This window comes from Vibrio splendidus (genome assembly GCF_002873455.1).
GTDB lineage: Bacteria > Pseudomonadota > Gammaproteobacteria > Enterobacterales > Vibrionaceae > Vibrio > Vibrio splendidus_J.
This window is the reverse complement of record NZ_MCUN01000004.1, coordinates 289,188-304,772: the sequence shown is the minus strand read 5'-3', so window position 1 is coordinate 304,772 and position 15,585 is coordinate 289,188. Positions and strand designations below refer to the sequence as shown.

11 protein-coding genes and 1 other annotated feature are annotated in these 15,585 nt (G+C 42.2%); of the genes, 6 read left to right on the top strand and 5 right to left on the bottom strand.

The features are described 5' to 3' along the window. Positions 1-534: 534 nt before the first annotated feature. The 3 genes from clpB to rluD form a co-directional block, all read right to left on the bottom strand. Positions 535-3,108, bottom strand: coding sequence for an ATP-dependent chaperone ClpB (clpB, locus tag BCU75_RS02955; protein WP_102472880.1), 2,574 nt, complete (start codon positions 3,106-3,108; stop codon positions 535-537). A 142-nt stretch (positions 3,109-3,250) separates the two neighbouring features. Further along, positions 3,251-3,985: a peptidoglycan editing factor PgeF gene (pgeF, locus tag BCU75_RS02950; protein ID WP_102472879.1), complete on the bottom strand. Its 735-nt coding sequence runs from the start codon at positions 3,983-3,985 to the stop codon at positions 3,251-3,253. Between the two features lie 8 nt (positions 3,986-3,993). Beyond that, the gene (gene rluD, locus BCU75_RS02945; RefSeq protein ID WP_009848467.1) at positions 3,994-4,968 is read right to left on the bottom strand and encodes a 23S rRNA pseudouridine(1911/1915/1917) synthase RluD; all 975 of its coding nucleotides are present in this window, start codon (positions 4,966-4,968) and stop codon (positions 3,994-3,996) included. 137 nt (positions 4,969-5,105) lie between these two features. Here rluD and BCU75_RS02940 point away from each other — a divergent pair, with 137 nt between their 5' ends. The 6 genes from BCU75_RS02940 (at position 5,106) to yjjX (ending at position 12,861) form a co-directional block, all read left to right on the top strand. After that, positions 5,106-5,834, top strand: a complete 729-nt coding sequence (locus BCU75_RS02940; protein ID WP_076673793.1) for an outer membrane protein assembly factor BamD — start codon at positions 5,106-5,108, stop codon at positions 5,832-5,834. Between the two features lie 138 nt (positions 5,835-5,972). After that, complete coding sequence (locus tag BCU75_RS02935; RefSeq protein WP_339385705.1) at positions 5,973-7,397, top strand: lytic transglycosylase F; 1,425 nt, start codon at positions 5,973-5,975, stop codon at positions 7,395-7,397. Between the two features lie 424 nt (positions 7,398-7,821). Next, the gene (gene hpf / locus BCU75_RS02930; RefSeq protein WP_004735034.1) at positions 7,822-8,157 is read left to right on the top strand and encodes a ribosome hibernation-promoting factor, HPF/YfiA family; all 336 of its coding nucleotides are present in this window, start codon (positions 7,822-7,824) and stop codon (positions 8,155-8,157) included. Positions 8,158-8,267: 110 nt separating this feature from the next. Further along, positions 8,268-8,389, top strand: a sequence feature (Phe leader region). A gap of 12 nt (positions 8,390-8,401) precedes the next feature. Next, positions 8,402-9,577, top strand: coding sequence for a prephenate dehydratase (gene pheA, locus BCU75_RS02925; RefSeq protein WP_076673797.1), 1,176 nt, complete (start codon positions 8,402-8,404; stop codon positions 9,575-9,577). Positions 9,578-9,998: 421 nt separating this feature from the next. Further along, positions 9,999-12,377: a putative bifunctional diguanylate cyclase/phosphodiesterase gene (locus BCU75_RS02920; RefSeq protein ID WP_102472878.1), complete on the top strand. Its 2,379-nt coding sequence runs from the start codon at positions 9,999-10,001 to the stop codon at positions 12,375-12,377. After that, positions 12,340-12,861, top strand: coding sequence for an inosine/xanthosine triphosphatase (yjjX, locus tag BCU75_RS02915; RefSeq protein ID WP_102472877.1), 522 nt, complete (start codon positions 12,340-12,342; stop codon positions 12,859-12,861). The genes BCU75_RS02920 and yjjX overlap by 38 nt, the downstream gene beginning before the upstream one ends. 125 nt (positions 12,862-12,986) lie before the next feature. Here yjjX and trpR read toward each other — a convergent pair whose 3' ends face one another. After that, positions 12,987-13,280 (bottom strand): trp operon repressor, encoded by a 294-nt coding sequence (gene trpR, locus BCU75_RS02910; protein WP_065681757.1) that lies wholly within the window; start codon positions 13,278-13,280, stop codon positions 12,987-12,989. Between the two features lie 172 nt (positions 13,281-13,452). Beyond that, positions 13,453-15,402, bottom strand: a complete 1,950-nt coding sequence (gene sltY, locus BCU75_RS02905) for a murein transglycosylase (RefSeq protein WP_102472876.1) — start codon at positions 15,400-15,402, stop codon at positions 13,453-13,455. Positions 15,403-15,585: the final 183 nt, after the last annotated feature.

Here is a 15,585-nt window from a genome sequence, read left to right as displayed (position 1 = left end):
TAAAGCTATTACCATTCCAACAGAATGGTAATGAATTGACTGTGCCAAAATTAAGTAAACTTAATTTTGTATTGGTCACTCAGTTCATTGAAATCAAGTTTGTTACCGAAGTAACTGTTTTACTTCTCTTAATAAAAAGGGAAGATAAAACATTTTGATATTCATCAACGAGTGCCCACACAGATTGATAGGTTTAAATTGTTAAAGAGCTTTACTTATTAAGCGTTCCTTTTAGTAAGGAGCCTCTCTAAGTGGACGGCCATTCTAGCGAATTGGGTTCCAGTGTCAAACACTTTTTCCAGCTAATTTTTCAAAGCATCTTAAATGCTTAATGTCGTCTCGTTACTTAGTTCAAACCGCTTGGTTATCCCTGGCAACGGAGGCGCATTATAGAGAGAATCGCCCTTTGCACAAGACCAAAAACGAAAAAAAACCGCCGCAGGTGATCGTTCGAACACTATTCACACAAAGCGTTCAAAATAGGTACGATTAAGCCTTAATTTCGGCTAATCGTACCTATTATTCATAGTTTGATTATTGGTGAGCAATAATTCGGTCGTTATTCACTAATAGCTGCACTTTCTTCTCTGGATTTATTTTTCCAGCCAGTATCGCTTTCGCTAACGGGTTCTCAACAGTTTGTTGAATTGCTCTTTTAAGAGGCCTTGCACCGTATACAGGATCAAAACCAACTTGAGATATTAGCTTGAGCGCTTTTTCTGAAACTTCGAGTTCATACCCATTGTCTTCCATTCGCTTTTTCAAATGATCAAGCTGAATAGCGGCAATCGACTCGATGTGCTCTTGGCCTAATGGATGGAACACGACACTTTCATCAACTCGATTCAAAAACTCAGGTCGGAAATGTTTACCCACAACTTCCATAACCTCATTTTTAATGCCTTGGTAATCCAATGTATTAAAGTTCTCTTGAATACGAGTAGAACCTAGGTTCGATGTCATGATTACCACGGTATTTCTAAAATCGACCGTGCGACCTTGTCCGTCCGTTAATCGTCCATCATCTAAAACCTGCAATAGAATATTGAAAACATCAGGGTGAGCTTTCTCTACCTCATCAAGCAGAATGACAGAATAAGGTTTTCGGCGAACGGCTTCGGTTAAGTACCCACCTTCTTCATAACCCACATAACCAGGGGGAGCGCCAACTAATCGAGCAACAGAGTGCTTCTCCATAAACTCAGACATATCGATACGCACCATGGCATCTTCACTATCGAACATAAAGTTCGCTAATGTTTTGCACAGTTCCGTTTTTCCGACACCTGTTGGACCAAGAAATAAGAAAGAACCAATCGGCTTATTCGGATCAGACAAACCAGCTCGGCTACGTCGAATTGCATTCGATACCACTTCGACCGCTTCCGCTTGACCGATAACCCGCTTATGCAAAACACCTTCCATTTTCAGAAGCTTCTCTTTTTCTGCTTCTAGCATTTTAGAAACCGGGATGCCGGTTTGCTTTGAAAGGACATCGGCAATCTCAGCGTCAGTCACCTTATTACGTAATAAGGTCATTTCTTGCATTTCAGCTTGAGTCGCGAGATCTAACTGCTTCTCCAATTCTGGGATTCGTCCATATTGTAATTCAGACATACGGTTAAGGTCACCAGCACGTCGTGCAAAATCCATATCCATTCGAGCTTGTTCTAGCTCTGATTTAATATGTTGCGTACCAGACAGCGCCGCTTTTTCAGCGTTCCAAACTTCTTCAAGCTCTGCGAAATCGCGTTCTTTCTCAGAAAGTTCACTTTGTAGAATACGAAGGCGTTTTTCACTGGCCTCATCATTTTCATTCGTCAGGGCTTGTTGTTCGATCTTCAACTGAATGATTTTACGTTCTAACTTATCCAATGACTCGGGCTTTGAATCTATCTGCATTCGAATACTCGAAGCCGCTTCATCAATGAGATCAATCGCCTTATCTGGTAACTGACGATCTGAAACGTATCGGTGAGATAACGTTGCTGCCGCTACGATAGCAGGATCCGTGATTTCTACATGATGGTGAAGTTCATAACGCTCTTTCAAACCACGAAGAATGGCAACTGTGTCTTCAACGGTTGGTTCATCCACGATCACTTTTTGGAATCGACGCTCTAACGCAGGGTCTTTCTCTATATATTGTCGGTATTCATCGAGCGTTGTTGCGCCGACACAGTGCAGTTCACCACGAGCTAGTGCTGGTTTCAGCATGTTACCCGCATCCATAGAGCCTTCGCCTTTACCCGCACCGACCATAGTATGAATTTCATCGATAAAGAGAATGACATTGCCTTCTTCTTTCGATAATTCATTAAGCACTGATTTTAGACGCTCTTCGAATTCGCCACGATACTTAGCACCCGCGACCAATGAGCCCATATCCAATGAAAGCACTCGTCGACCTCTTAAGCCTTCAGGAACTTCATTATTGATAATGCGCTGAGCCAAACCTTCGACAATCGCGGTTTTACCCACACCGGGTTGACCGATAATGACAGGGTTGTTCTTAGTACGACGTTGAAGGACTTGAATCGTGCGACGAATTTCATCATCACGGCCGATCACAGGATCGAGTTTGCCTTGCTCTGCTCTTTCAGTCAGATCAATGGTGAACTTCTCTAAAGCTTGGCGTCTATCTTCCGCATTCGGGTCATCAACCTTTTGACCACCACGAACTTGCTCGATAGTTTGAGATAGTTTTTGCTCAGTAAGGCCTAACTCTTTAAGTAAGTTACCTAGAGGTCCTTTGTCTTCTATTGCAGCGAGTAGGAATACTTCTGAAGATATGTAACTGTCTTGACGCTTTTGCGCGACTTTGTCACATAGGTTGAATAGCGTTCCCATTGCGTTAGAAAGCTGAACATCACCACCGATACCACTTACTTTTGGGACTCGGTCTAATATTTCGCTTAATTTAGAACGCAATTGAACAACATCAATATTCAACATGGTGAGCAATGGACGAATCGCACTGCCATCTTGATTAAGCAAAGACACCATTAGGTGTACAGGTTCTATATATTGGTGATCACGACCTAATGCGAGCGACTGAGCATCAGATATCGCAATTTGGAATTTACTAGTGAATCGATCGAGACGCATGCCAACCTTCCTACTCTTAGATATGTTTATCTTATGGTTAGAAGATGGATACGGTAACGCAGATTTTCAAGGGATAAGGATGAAGAATAGAGCTGATATGAAAATATAAATGAACCGGATGAGTGGTTGTGCTAGTCAGAGGTTACTCTAACCAAATAAATGTCGCCTGACGCCCAGTAATACCATCACGACGATAAGAATAGAAAGCATCTGAATCTGAGTATGTACAAAGATTCGAATCTGCCACAGAAGTCACGCCAACTTTCATTAGTCGTTGAGTCGCAAGTTGAGACATGTTTGCTAACCACTTGCCAGGTTCAGATTTGGCTTTAAATGCTAATCTCGCTTGAGGATCAAAACGAACGAAAGCTTCTAACACATCATCGCCAACTTCAAACGCATCTTTACCAATAGCAGGACCAAGCCAAGCAATGATCTGATTATTTGAATCTAGGTTTGAAAACTTTGCGACAGCATTTTCAAGAATGCCACCAGCAAGACCACGCCAACCCGCATGAACGGCAGCGACTTGAGTGCCTTTGGTATCGGTAAGGATTACCGGTAAACAATCGGCTGTCATCGCAGAACACACAACACCCGTTGCAGTAGTATATGCACCATCTGCATCAAGCACATTCGCCACAGGTTCTAAAACTGTAACGACATCCGTTGAGTGAGTTTGATTTAGCCATACTGGAGCGGTGGGCATCTTAGATTGTTGCTTTAGCCATGTTCGATTACTTTCAACAAGTAAAGCATCATCCCCAACGTGCATACCGAGGTTTAACCCTTGATAAGCACCTGTAGAGCAACCATCAAAACGAGTCGAAGCAAATGCTTTCACGTTTTGAGGAGCGTTCCAGTCAGGGATGATCATTGACACGATTAAATGTCGTCTTCTATGTTTTCGCGAGCATCAACACGCAACGCTTCAGCCATCACAACCATGTCATTTGGCACAGGTGCGTGGAACTCAACTTCTTCACCGGTAATCGGGTGAACGAATTTCAGCATAACCGCGTGTAACGCTTGGCGATCAAAAGAACGAATCATTGTCGTCAGCTCTTCAGATGCACCTTTTGGAATACGTGCACGACCACCGTACGCAATATCACCTAACAGCGGATGCTGAAGGTATGACATATGAACACGGATTTGGTGAGTACGACCCGTTTCTAGACGCAGACGAATACGAGTATGTTCGCGGAAGTGCTCCGCAACACGGTAGTGAGTTACCGCAGGCTTACCCAATTCATTAACGTCCATTAACGTACGCTTAGTTGCATGACGACTAATGCCTTTCTCAACAACACCACCCGCAGTCATTTTGCCAATTGCAATTGCTTCATATTCACGAGTAATACGACGTTTAGCAAGAGCACGCACAAGACGAGTTTGAGCTGGAACCGTTTTAGCCACAACCATAAGACCTGTTGTGTCTTTATCCAGACGGTGCACAATACCCGCACGAGGTACTTCAGCAATCTGAGGGTAATGGAAAAGCAATGCGTTTAGTATGGTTCCATCCGGCGTACCTGCACCTGGGTGTACAACCAGATCTCGAGGTTTGTTGATAACCAATAAATCATCATCTTCATAGACAATGTCTAACGGAATATCTTGTGCTTCCCAGCGCTCTTCATCTGCAAGCTCCGCTTGTAGGATGATCGCTTCACCGCCCAAAACTATGGTGCGCGGTTTAGTGATAACTTCGCCATCCACTTGGATTTTGCCGTCAAGAAGCCACTCTTTAATACGAGAGCGAGAAAAATCGGTAAATAGTTCAGCGACAGCTTGGTCTAAACGTTGACCTAACTGGCTGCTTTTTACTGTGTCTGTTAATGTTATCTGCTGAGCCATATCGAACTTTTTTAAAAACCGTGAGACTAATACCCATTAGTATGGATAAAATAGAATAATTGCATCATTGTATCTGTTACTGGTTAGAAAGTAACGGAAGCTTACGAAATATTTAATTCAAGGAATCGACGCCTGACATGAAACACCTTACTTTATCGGGTCTATTAGCCGTATCACTCTTAGTTGGCTGTTCAAGTACTGAAGAAATAGTGCCAGATGTACCACCATCGGTTCTCTACTCTGACGCTCAAGAATCACTGCAGAGCGGTAGCTGGCTTTCTGCCATAGAAAAGCTTGAAGCCCTAGACTCCCGTTACCCATTCGGCGCCTATTCTGAACAAGTACAGCTCGATCTGATTTACGCTTACTACAAAAATGATGACTTGGCGCTTGGTCTTGCTACTATTTCGCGATTCCTGCGTTTAAACCCAACTCATGAGAAACAAGATTGGGTTCTTTACATGCGCGGCCTAACGCACATGGCACAAGATCGAAACTTCATGCACGATATTTTTAATATTGATCGTAGCGACCGAGATCCAGAGCCAGTGAAACTTGCGTTTGCTGACTTCAAGCGACTACTCGAGCGTTTCCCTAGCAGTCCTTATGCTGAAGATGCTCAAAAACGCATGTTCGCACTTAAGAACCGCCTCGCAGAATATGATTTAGCAACAGCTGATTTCTACCTACGCCGTGAAGCTTGGATTGCAGCAGTAAATCGAACGCAAGAGCTTCAGAAGACCTACCCTGACACAATTGCTGCACGTAAGTCTTTGAATATTCAATTAGAAGCTTATAAACAATTAGGTTTAGAAGACGCAGCTTCAAGAACAGAAAAATTGATTGAGTTAAACCCACTGCCTTAATCAGCTCTGCCATATTGATTCGAAAGCGCGCTAATTTATTAGCGCGCTTTTTTTGGGACTTAATTTCGCAAACTTGATGAATCGCATAATACACGGTATCTTCAAAAGGTAACTTTTAACAAAACATCAACATGGAGTGTGGATGTGAGCAGGATGTTATTATTTATCTGGATCGGGTTATTTAGCCAATTTTCCAACGCATTAGAATTATCCCCATTGAGCAATCAACCTTACATGGGCGACTTAGACATACTCAAAACAAAAGGAACAGTGAGAGTATTGGTATCGGCTGATCTAGGCTTTTACTACATAGAAGATGGCAAACCAAAAGGTATCGTGGCAGAAATGCTCTATCACTTTGAGAAAAGCCTTCGTAAGAAAAACCCCTATCTCAATGTGCAGATCATTCCGGTTCAACGAGATGATCTCCTACCTTCGCTAAAGTCTGGATACGGTGATGTTGCGGTAGCAAACCTCACGATTACCGATAAACGATTAAACGTGATCGACTTTTCAGACCCAATGATCAGGAACGGACAAGAACTAATTATTACCGGAAAGAACTCAGCTCCTATCACCGAAATTAAACAATTGAGCGGTAAAGAAGTTTGGATTCGTGCGAGCTCTAGTTATTTCGAGAGTGTGCAAAAAGTGAATAAAGAGCTCAATAAAATGGATCTGCCACCACTGCATGTCCACTTTATCGAAGAGTCACTGCAAGACTATGAATTGATAGAGTTAGTCAATCAAGGTTACATTCAGGGCACGATACTCGACAGTCACAAAGCGAAGTTGTGGACTGACGTAATGGAAAATATTCAGGTTCACACCGACTTCCCTTTACGAGAAAATGGTCGTATTGCTTGGGCCTTAAGAAAAGACAGTCCAATCCTAAAAAAAGAGATCAATAAATACGTTAAAACATCTCGAAGCGGCACCTTACTGGGTAACGTGATATATCAAAAGTATATCGACAATACTCGTTGGTTAGGGCGAGCTCTCAATCCAAATAAAGTAGACAGAGTTGCCAAGCTCGCTGACGTATTTGAGAAATACTCCAGTAAGTACGAATTTGATCCTTTAATGATGTCAGCTCAAGGTTTCCAAGAGTCTGGATTGGATCAAAGCAGAGTTTCTCACCGTGGAGCTATTGGTGTAATGCAGGTATTGCCAAGTACCGCCAAAGACAAAAACGTCAACATCAAAAACATACATAAGGTGGATAACAACATCCATGCGGGTGTGAAATACATGCGTTTCATTAAGGACAGATATTTTGACGACCCAGCCATTACGCCAGATAACCAAATCTACTTCACTTTGGCTTCTTACAACGCTGGTCCTGCAAAGATAAGAAAAATGAGGCACATTGCCAAACAGAAAGGTTACAACCCAAACATCTGGTTTAAAAACGTAGAGATCATCACTCGTAAATACGTGAGCAAAGAACCGGTGACCTATGTCGCCAACATCAACCGTTACTTTGTCATCTATAAGCAGTTAGAAGCTATCAATGCTATCCGAGAAAATGGTACAGCGAGATTATTAAAAACCAATGATTAGTTTGTCTTCAACCCCAAGAGCCTAGGGAACAAAGATATTAAGGTAAATTAAAAACACAAAAGCCGCATAAGAAAACTTATGCGGCTTTTGTTTATCAAATTCAGAGAAAACTTACATAGTGATCTAAATCACGAGAGCTATATCACAAAACACTATTGAGTAAATTTTCATCAAGCACTTTCAATTAGCTGTAAAGCGCCCCTAAAAACTGGTTTAATTTTTAGCGAAGCCTTGCCTCCAAGTTATCGTTTTTCATAGAGATAACAAGCATTTTCCGCCAAAAAGATACTAAGACTTGCGTGAGATCACATTTGATTTTAATGCTTATCCCACCCAACCAAAACAAGATATAGATCACATTCTTTATTGCTAAAAGTCGTAATCTGAAGTTAACCCATGAGGGATACAACAGAGGAAAACTTCTATGAAAATGAACATCACTGGTAAAAACATCGACATTACCTCTGCAATCCGTGATCACATAGAAAGCAAATTTAAAAAGCTGGATAAATGGCAAGTAGACATCATTGGCTGCCAAGCGAGCTTTAGCGAAGAACCAAACAAGAAGAAAAAATTTGAAGCGGTTCTAACCGTACCTAAAGGCCAACTTGTTGCTTCATCAATCCATGACGACCTCTACGTAGCTATTAACGAAGTAGAACAAAAGCTAGAACGTCAACTCAACAAGCTACGCCATAAACCAGAAGCGCGCCGCGCTGAAAAGCCTGAAATTGAAGAGCTAGAAGCTGAAGTAGAATAAGGAAAGAGAACAGATTAAAAAATAGCGCCTCAGGGCGCTATTTTTTTGCTTGACGCTCGTAGCTCGCTTGCTTATTGTGTTTAAACATTCATAAAACAATCACTTTTTATGCACACTCAATCTTTGTTTATTTTTGACTTCTTTTTTCTTCCGTAAATCGGAGGCTTAGTCGTTTTAGAAAAACAAGTCAAAAACGAACAAGAAGCCTCCCACACTAGGGAGGCTTTTTTATAAGGACACATTTATGACTGACCGCTCAATTTCACTGGATGATATCCGCCTTCGTCTTAATGATTTAGATGACGAACTACTGAGTTTACTTTCCGAACGTCGCAAACTCAGTATCGAAGTTGCGAAAAGCAAGGTAGAAACATCAAAGCCTGTACGCGATGCCGTTCGTGAGCAGCAGCTTCTGGTTAAGCTGATTAACAACGGTAAAGATAAATATGAACTTGATGCGCAGTACATTACTAAACTGTTTCACACCATCATTGAAGATTCCGTTCTGCTGCAACAGTCATACTTACAAAACCTAGCGAACCCGCAAAGTCGTAAACCTTTGGCTCGCGTTGCATTCTTAGGTTCTAAGGGATCATATTCTCATCTTGCTAGCCGTGAATATTTCAGCCGTAAGAATATGGAATTGATAGAGCTTAACTGCAATCACTTTAAAGAAGTGGCATCGACAGTGGAATCTGGTCATGCAGACTACGGTGTGTTGCCGATTGAGAACACCAGTTCAGGTTCAATCAACGAAGTTTATGATCTTCTTCAGCACACAACGCTATACATCGTAGGCGAACTTTCTCAGCCTATTGAGCATTGCCTTGTTGCGAAAAGTGATATCCGTTTAGAAGACATCAAAACACTCTATTCACACCCACAGCCACACCAACAGTGCAGTGAGTTTTTGAGTCGCTTAAAAGGCGTAAGCCTTGAATCTTGTGCAAGCACAGCTGATGCAATGAAGAAAGTAAAAGAGCTGGATGGTGATGATGTTGCCGCGATTGGTAATGCATCGAGCGGCAAGCTTTATGGGCTTCAGCCAATCCAAGGCAACATTGCAAACCAAACTGAGAACCACACTCGTTTCATCGTTGTGGCGCGTAAACCGGTAGAAGTATCAACTCAAATCCCAGCTAAAACGACGCTCATCATGTCGACTTCTCAAGAGGCGGGCTCTTTAGTAGAAACTCTACTAATCCTACAACGCTTGGGCATCAACATGACCAAACTGGAATCTCGTCCTATCATGGGCAATCCATGGGAAGAGATGTTCTATGTCGATTTAGAAGCACACTTGGATGCAGATAATATGCAGCAAGCGATAACGGAATTAACCGCTATTACTCGTCACCTAAAAGTGTTGGGATGTTATCCAAGTGAGAACATCAAAGCGACGCAGGTTAAGTTGTCATAGCTTTTAACGAACATAAGCTCTTAACAAACATAAGTTTTCAGCGGATATAAGCTGTTGACGAACAAACGTTTTTGGCGAACAAACGTTTAAAGCTGGCATAAGTCTAAAGCTTACCAAAAGTATTTGGCCCACAGCAGGCCAAATACTAAAACAACGGCTAGTGAAATATACTCGTACTACGGAATACTCACACTACTTATCCTGAGACATAACTCGGTTATTTCACTGGCTGTACACACCTACCAACCTGCCTAGCTCAGCTATATTACTAATAAAAACCTCACTATTGGCTTTTTTATCAATAAAGACAAAACCTTTCCCCCTTCACAGGAAATCATCGAACTACGTGTAATTAATAGCGAGTAAGCATTAAATAACATAAACTTACGCGCTAAATTTATAAATAGTGTTGTCACTAACTATGAAGCTAAGTACTAAAATCTTACTACTGATAACCCCTGTAATACTGATCAGTACCGCTACTTCTAGCTATATTATTTATTCAACGCAGAAAAGCAGTTTCATCAAACGCGAAGACAACGCACTTCAGCTGAATATGGAAAAGTTAGCTGGGTATTTTCGCCAGTCTCGCTCCTTCCTCAATAGCTATTCTTACACCTTGACTCAAAGTGACATGGTAGAGCGTTACTTTCTCACAGAGCAAAACCTATCTCGCGATCTTGAGCTGGTCAATAACCTTCAAGAAGCCATACATTTCCTGCAAGATGACAATGAAAGCTATACCGGGTTAGCGCTTCTCAACGGTGATCGCAAACTGAGATACTACGCCGATAATAACAACGACTCACGCACTCAGATTGATACCAAAATATTGGAGTATGTTGACCACTACTACCAAGATACTCTAGAAATATCGAGTACCAACTATATTCAAAGCTCTCAAGGCGAAGGGATGTTGGTGCACTATGAGAAGGTCGACAAGAAAACGATTTTCCCAACCACAAGCACCCAACCAAGCGATGTGTTCTTTGTTGTTGTGTCGGTCTCTCTCGACAAGTTTAATGCGCTGAGAAAACAAATAGAGTTCGACTACCAAACCAGCTTGTTCTTCACATCTATAGCGGTTTCTCTGGACAATAATGTCACTCACTCAGTCAAGCTTGCGCCAGAACTATACGCCACTGTAGACCCTGCGCCATTCCTGTTGGAGAACAAGCTCGACTCAATTTGGAACAAGCTGAGCTTGTCCTTTGCACTATCCGCGTTTGTGACCGTAGCTCTGCTACTTATGCTTTTATCTCGTAGTGTGATTACACCGATAACACGACTCGACCGACAACTGCAGCAAGTCGAAAAAAAACAACGTAAGAACATTCAACGCTTAGGCACTCGTGATGAACTTGGCCGCCTATCACAGCGTTTTTATGACATGTACCAAGAGTTAGATAACACCTACCAACAAACCAAGCTATTGGCCGAGAATGATCAATTAACCCAAATAGCCAATAGGCATCAATTTCAAACGTTCGTTCAGCAATCACTACCCAAGCCTAGCTCGAATACCGAAACTTGGGTTCTCTACTTTGACCTAGATAATTTCAAATTTGTGAACGACAAATATGGGCATCAAATCGGCGACTCAATTCTGGTCAGTTTTGCTCAGCGTATTTCCGATATTTGTAGCCACTATAAAACGGAATTTGACGCCCATTGTATGCCAGCTAGGCTCTCAGGAGATGAGTTCGTTGTCTATATTAACGCCCCAACTCGTCGAGGAAACATTGCTCATCGATTCTCTGATGACTTACTGACACCACTACAAAAAGGCTTTGTCACCGATTCAGGAAACTTTCCTATCACGGTCAGTATTGGTATTGCGACCTACCCTAATGATGGCCACTCCATCGAGAAGTTACTCTCACATGCTGATACGGCGATGTACCAAGCCAAGCGTGCTGGCAAAAATCAATTTGCTGACTATTCACGTGATTTAGATAAAGCGATTCAACGCCAGGCAAACATTGAACGCGCACTCAGAGACAAGAATTTTGATGATGAATTTAGGCTCGTTTACATGCCGTATATGGATTCAACAGGAACCCATGTTATTGGTGTAGAGGTTTTATTACGCTGGAATTCGAAGCAACTAGGCTTGGTTCCACCCGATGAGTTCATTCCCATTGCCGAGCAAACAGGATTATTCGATCAGGTTGATCAGTGGGTCATTCAGAATGCATTTGCTTCTTTTCATCGACTTCAGGCTCAGTTTGATCACGCAATTCAGTTGTCGATTAACTTATCTTCTGCTGGGATTGAAACGACTGATCTTGCTGACTTCATCAAAGAGCACGCCGATTTAAATCGAATTCCGCCAAGTTTGATTGATTTTGAAATTACCGAAACCTTTTACTCAAACTCTGAAGGTTTTCCGCTGCTTAACGAACTCTCTGATATGGGCTATCGATTAGCCATTGATGACTTTGGATCTGGCTACACCTCTATCACTCAACTGGTGCAGTATCCAACTCAAAAAATTAAGCTCGATAAAGCATTTTTAGACACCTTAATTGAGACCGATAATCAGAACATAGTGAAACCGGTTATCGGGTTATGTCATGCTCAGGGGAAAAAGGTTACAGCAGAGGGGATCGAAACTGAGGGCATGCATCAGTGGTTGCAAGAAGCACAGTGCGATATGCTGCAAGGCTATTACTTTGGTAAACCTATGCCATTAGAAGAGTTGAGTGAATGGTACCGAAAACATCAACTCAATTTAATCGATAACAAAAAGAATCCAATACATGAAATCTGTAATCATCGCATCGCTGAACCCAGCTAAAATTAGCGCCGTTAAAAGTGCATTCTTATCTGCTTTTCCTGATACTGAATTTGAATTCAAAGGCATCAGCGTCCCTAGTGGTGTCGCTGATCAACCTATGAGCAACGACGAGACCTATCAAGGTGCAGTAAATCGCGTTCACAACGCAACTCAAACTCTACCTGATGCAGATTTTTATGTTGGATTAGAGTCTGGAATAGAAGGAAAGGTTACATTTGCTTGGATGGTCGTTGAATCAAACGGTCAGCGAGGAGAATCTCGCTCCGCAAGCTTGATGCTGCCACCTGTAGTGCTTGATAAACTCCAGCATGCAAATGAGCTAGGTGATGTGATGGATGAAGTATTCGGCACCGACAACATAAAGCAAAAAGGCGGTGCGATTGGCTTATTGACACATAACCAACTATCTCGCAGTTCTGTATATAGCCAAGCTTTAATCCTAGCGCTGATCCCATTTGTAAACCCTAAGCACTTCCCTGCTTAGTCTTGTTTAAGAAACACGATATTTCGCCTCTCTAGATGTAATAACACTGAGCGGAATAAAAACAAAAAACGCTAACTTATGGTTAGCGTTTTTATCGAGTTCTTAAGGCTTATTATTTAAAATACTTATTTGAGTAACAACTCTGCGATAGCCGCTTTCTCTTGTTCAGATTTAGCCTTTAGCTCATTTGAGCCTCGCGTGATCGTAGCAACACCCACACCTAACATTTGACTCACTTGTCTTTGTGACATTTCCCCTTTCATGAGTTCACAAAGAATATTCACTCGAGCGACCAAAGCATCTCGCTCATCAGGAGTCATCATCATGGTCAACAACAGTTCATGCTGATCTTTCTCAGCCGCTGTTTTTACCAAATCCATCAGTTGTTGCCAATTCTCATATTCAGGTTGTGATGCCATATCTCTACACTTACTTTTAAATTTTGGCTTGAAGTAGCCGCTTAACGATTGAAAGCGTTTAACACTTTATACCGAAACACTTGCTTTGATCCAATGTAAAAAGGCAGCAAGTGGAACTGGTTCGCACTCACTGCCTTTAATATTACTCAGCTTCGGAGAAAGTACCGCCCCCCTAGTATTTCGTTTCTGCCTCATGGGGCGCTAAAAACATCCCTTTCTCACCCAAGATATCTCGATAGTAGGTCTCAAACATCAAGATATTCTGAACATAACCACGAGTCTCTTTGAATGGAATCATTTCGATAAAAGCAAATGCATCGAGCTTTTCATCGCTGCGTGAACGCCATTGTTTCACACGACTCGGGCCTGCATTATAAGCAGCAAATGCAAAAATACGGTTGTTATCATATTGAGCTAGTAGGCCATCTAGATAGTGGCTACCAATCTCAATATTCTTGCTGACATTATAAAGATCATCGCTGCCCTGATACTTAATTTTATGTTTTTTAGCCGTATATTGCGCGGTCTTTGGCATGACTTGCATGATGCCGCGTGCGCCAACAGGAGAGCGAGCTTCTGAATCCATCGCACTCTCTTGTCTCGCTAAAGACATCAAAGTGATTGGGTCAATATCGTGCTTTTCGGCGTAGAAGTTAAACCACCACTTGTGAGCAACAGGGAAACGTAACGCGATGTTGTCCCACATCTTCGCCGAGATGCTCGCTGTTACTGTAAAGTGGTTCCAATGCTGTGTCGCAGCATGAGCAGCGAGCATTGATTTCTGATCTTTATCAGCATTGGTTAACAACCAACGCCACTCACTCTTCGCGGCCGCAATTTTATCTCGGTCAATCAACTCGCCAATGCGAACCAAAGAGGTCTCGAATGGTTTTACTGTTTCAGCGTTGTATTTGAGTGTTGATGTTGGGTACTGAACTGGCTTACCTAACTGCTTAGCCGCAGCCACACTATAGAAGTTACGCTGCCCCAAGATGTCTGACAGTCGTTTGTTACCCTCAGCAGTATTACCTAAAGCTATCTCAGCTCTGCCCTGCCAATACTGCCAACGAAGCGAAGCTTGATGCTTATCATCTAAGCGCGCAATCCACTCTTTCAAGCCAGTCCAATCTGCATGCTGAATAGCTAAGCGAGCACGTCTTTCCAACAAGACTTGTTTTGATGAGCTCGCGAGCATTTTGTCTCGCCACGCCATCAACTCTTTAGAGTCGGTGTTGATCAAACGGAACGTGAGGTAATCCGCTAACTCTTGGGATTTTTCTTTAGATAACTTTTGAGCTTTCACAACATCATCAAAAACCTCTTGAGCGCTGCTTGCTGACTTCCTTGCCAGCTTCTCGAAACCAAACTCGGTTTGAGCTTGGTAAAATTCATTCGCAGGGTGCTTTTTGGCAAACACAAGAACATCTTCAGGCTTGTTGAACAAAGCCTTCATCTGCTTAGCTTGAGCAATTGCCTCATCATGATCTAATTGCTTGATCAGATAAGTCATTAATTTGCCGTTTCGTTTATCAAATGCCAGTAGCATTCGCTGTAATATCAGCTCATCCGTTCTTAAGCCAGTTTCATCCCATCCTTCAAAAAGCGGATCGCAGGCGTCATCAACACCACTGCCACTTAACCAAAGCTGTTTCGCGCCTTTGAAGGCGAGCTCTTGATTGCCTTGCTCATAATGTGCTCGGTAATAGATACACTGGTATTTATCACCAACAGGCTCTTGGGTTTGAAACTCTAGGATCGTCTTCCACTGTTTTTGAGCCGCCAATAAATCTAAATAAGGAGCACGCATACGATTCGAAAATGGTAAGGCTTTATTCTTTTCAATAAAAGTATCCACTTCAGCAGGTGTTCGATCACCCAAACCTAACAAAAAGGCTCGATAATCAGTGTAAGGCGTTAACGGATATGTTTGAATTTTGTTGCGTAACGCAGAGTAAGCATCTAGATCACGGTTATCTAAAACCTCTTGCGCTCTGTCATAAACATCACGCTGCATTTCAAGCTCGGAGGCATTGCTAGCCATAGCCATCGGAGCCAGTGAAAATGAAGACAAAATTGCCGATGCAGCGACAGCAATTTTCGTATTACCAATGCGGAAAAACATTCGCTCTTTCCTTAGTGCGTGTATGAATACGTGAAGTCTATTTACGCCCGACATCACATCAAATGTAAAGAGTTTGAGTGTAAATATTATTAATATTTAACACTTCGCCTCAGAAGCTTATTAAATATAGTTTTAATGACCAATGTGACAATAATAGGTAAGGATTAGTTCAAGAATGGCTTT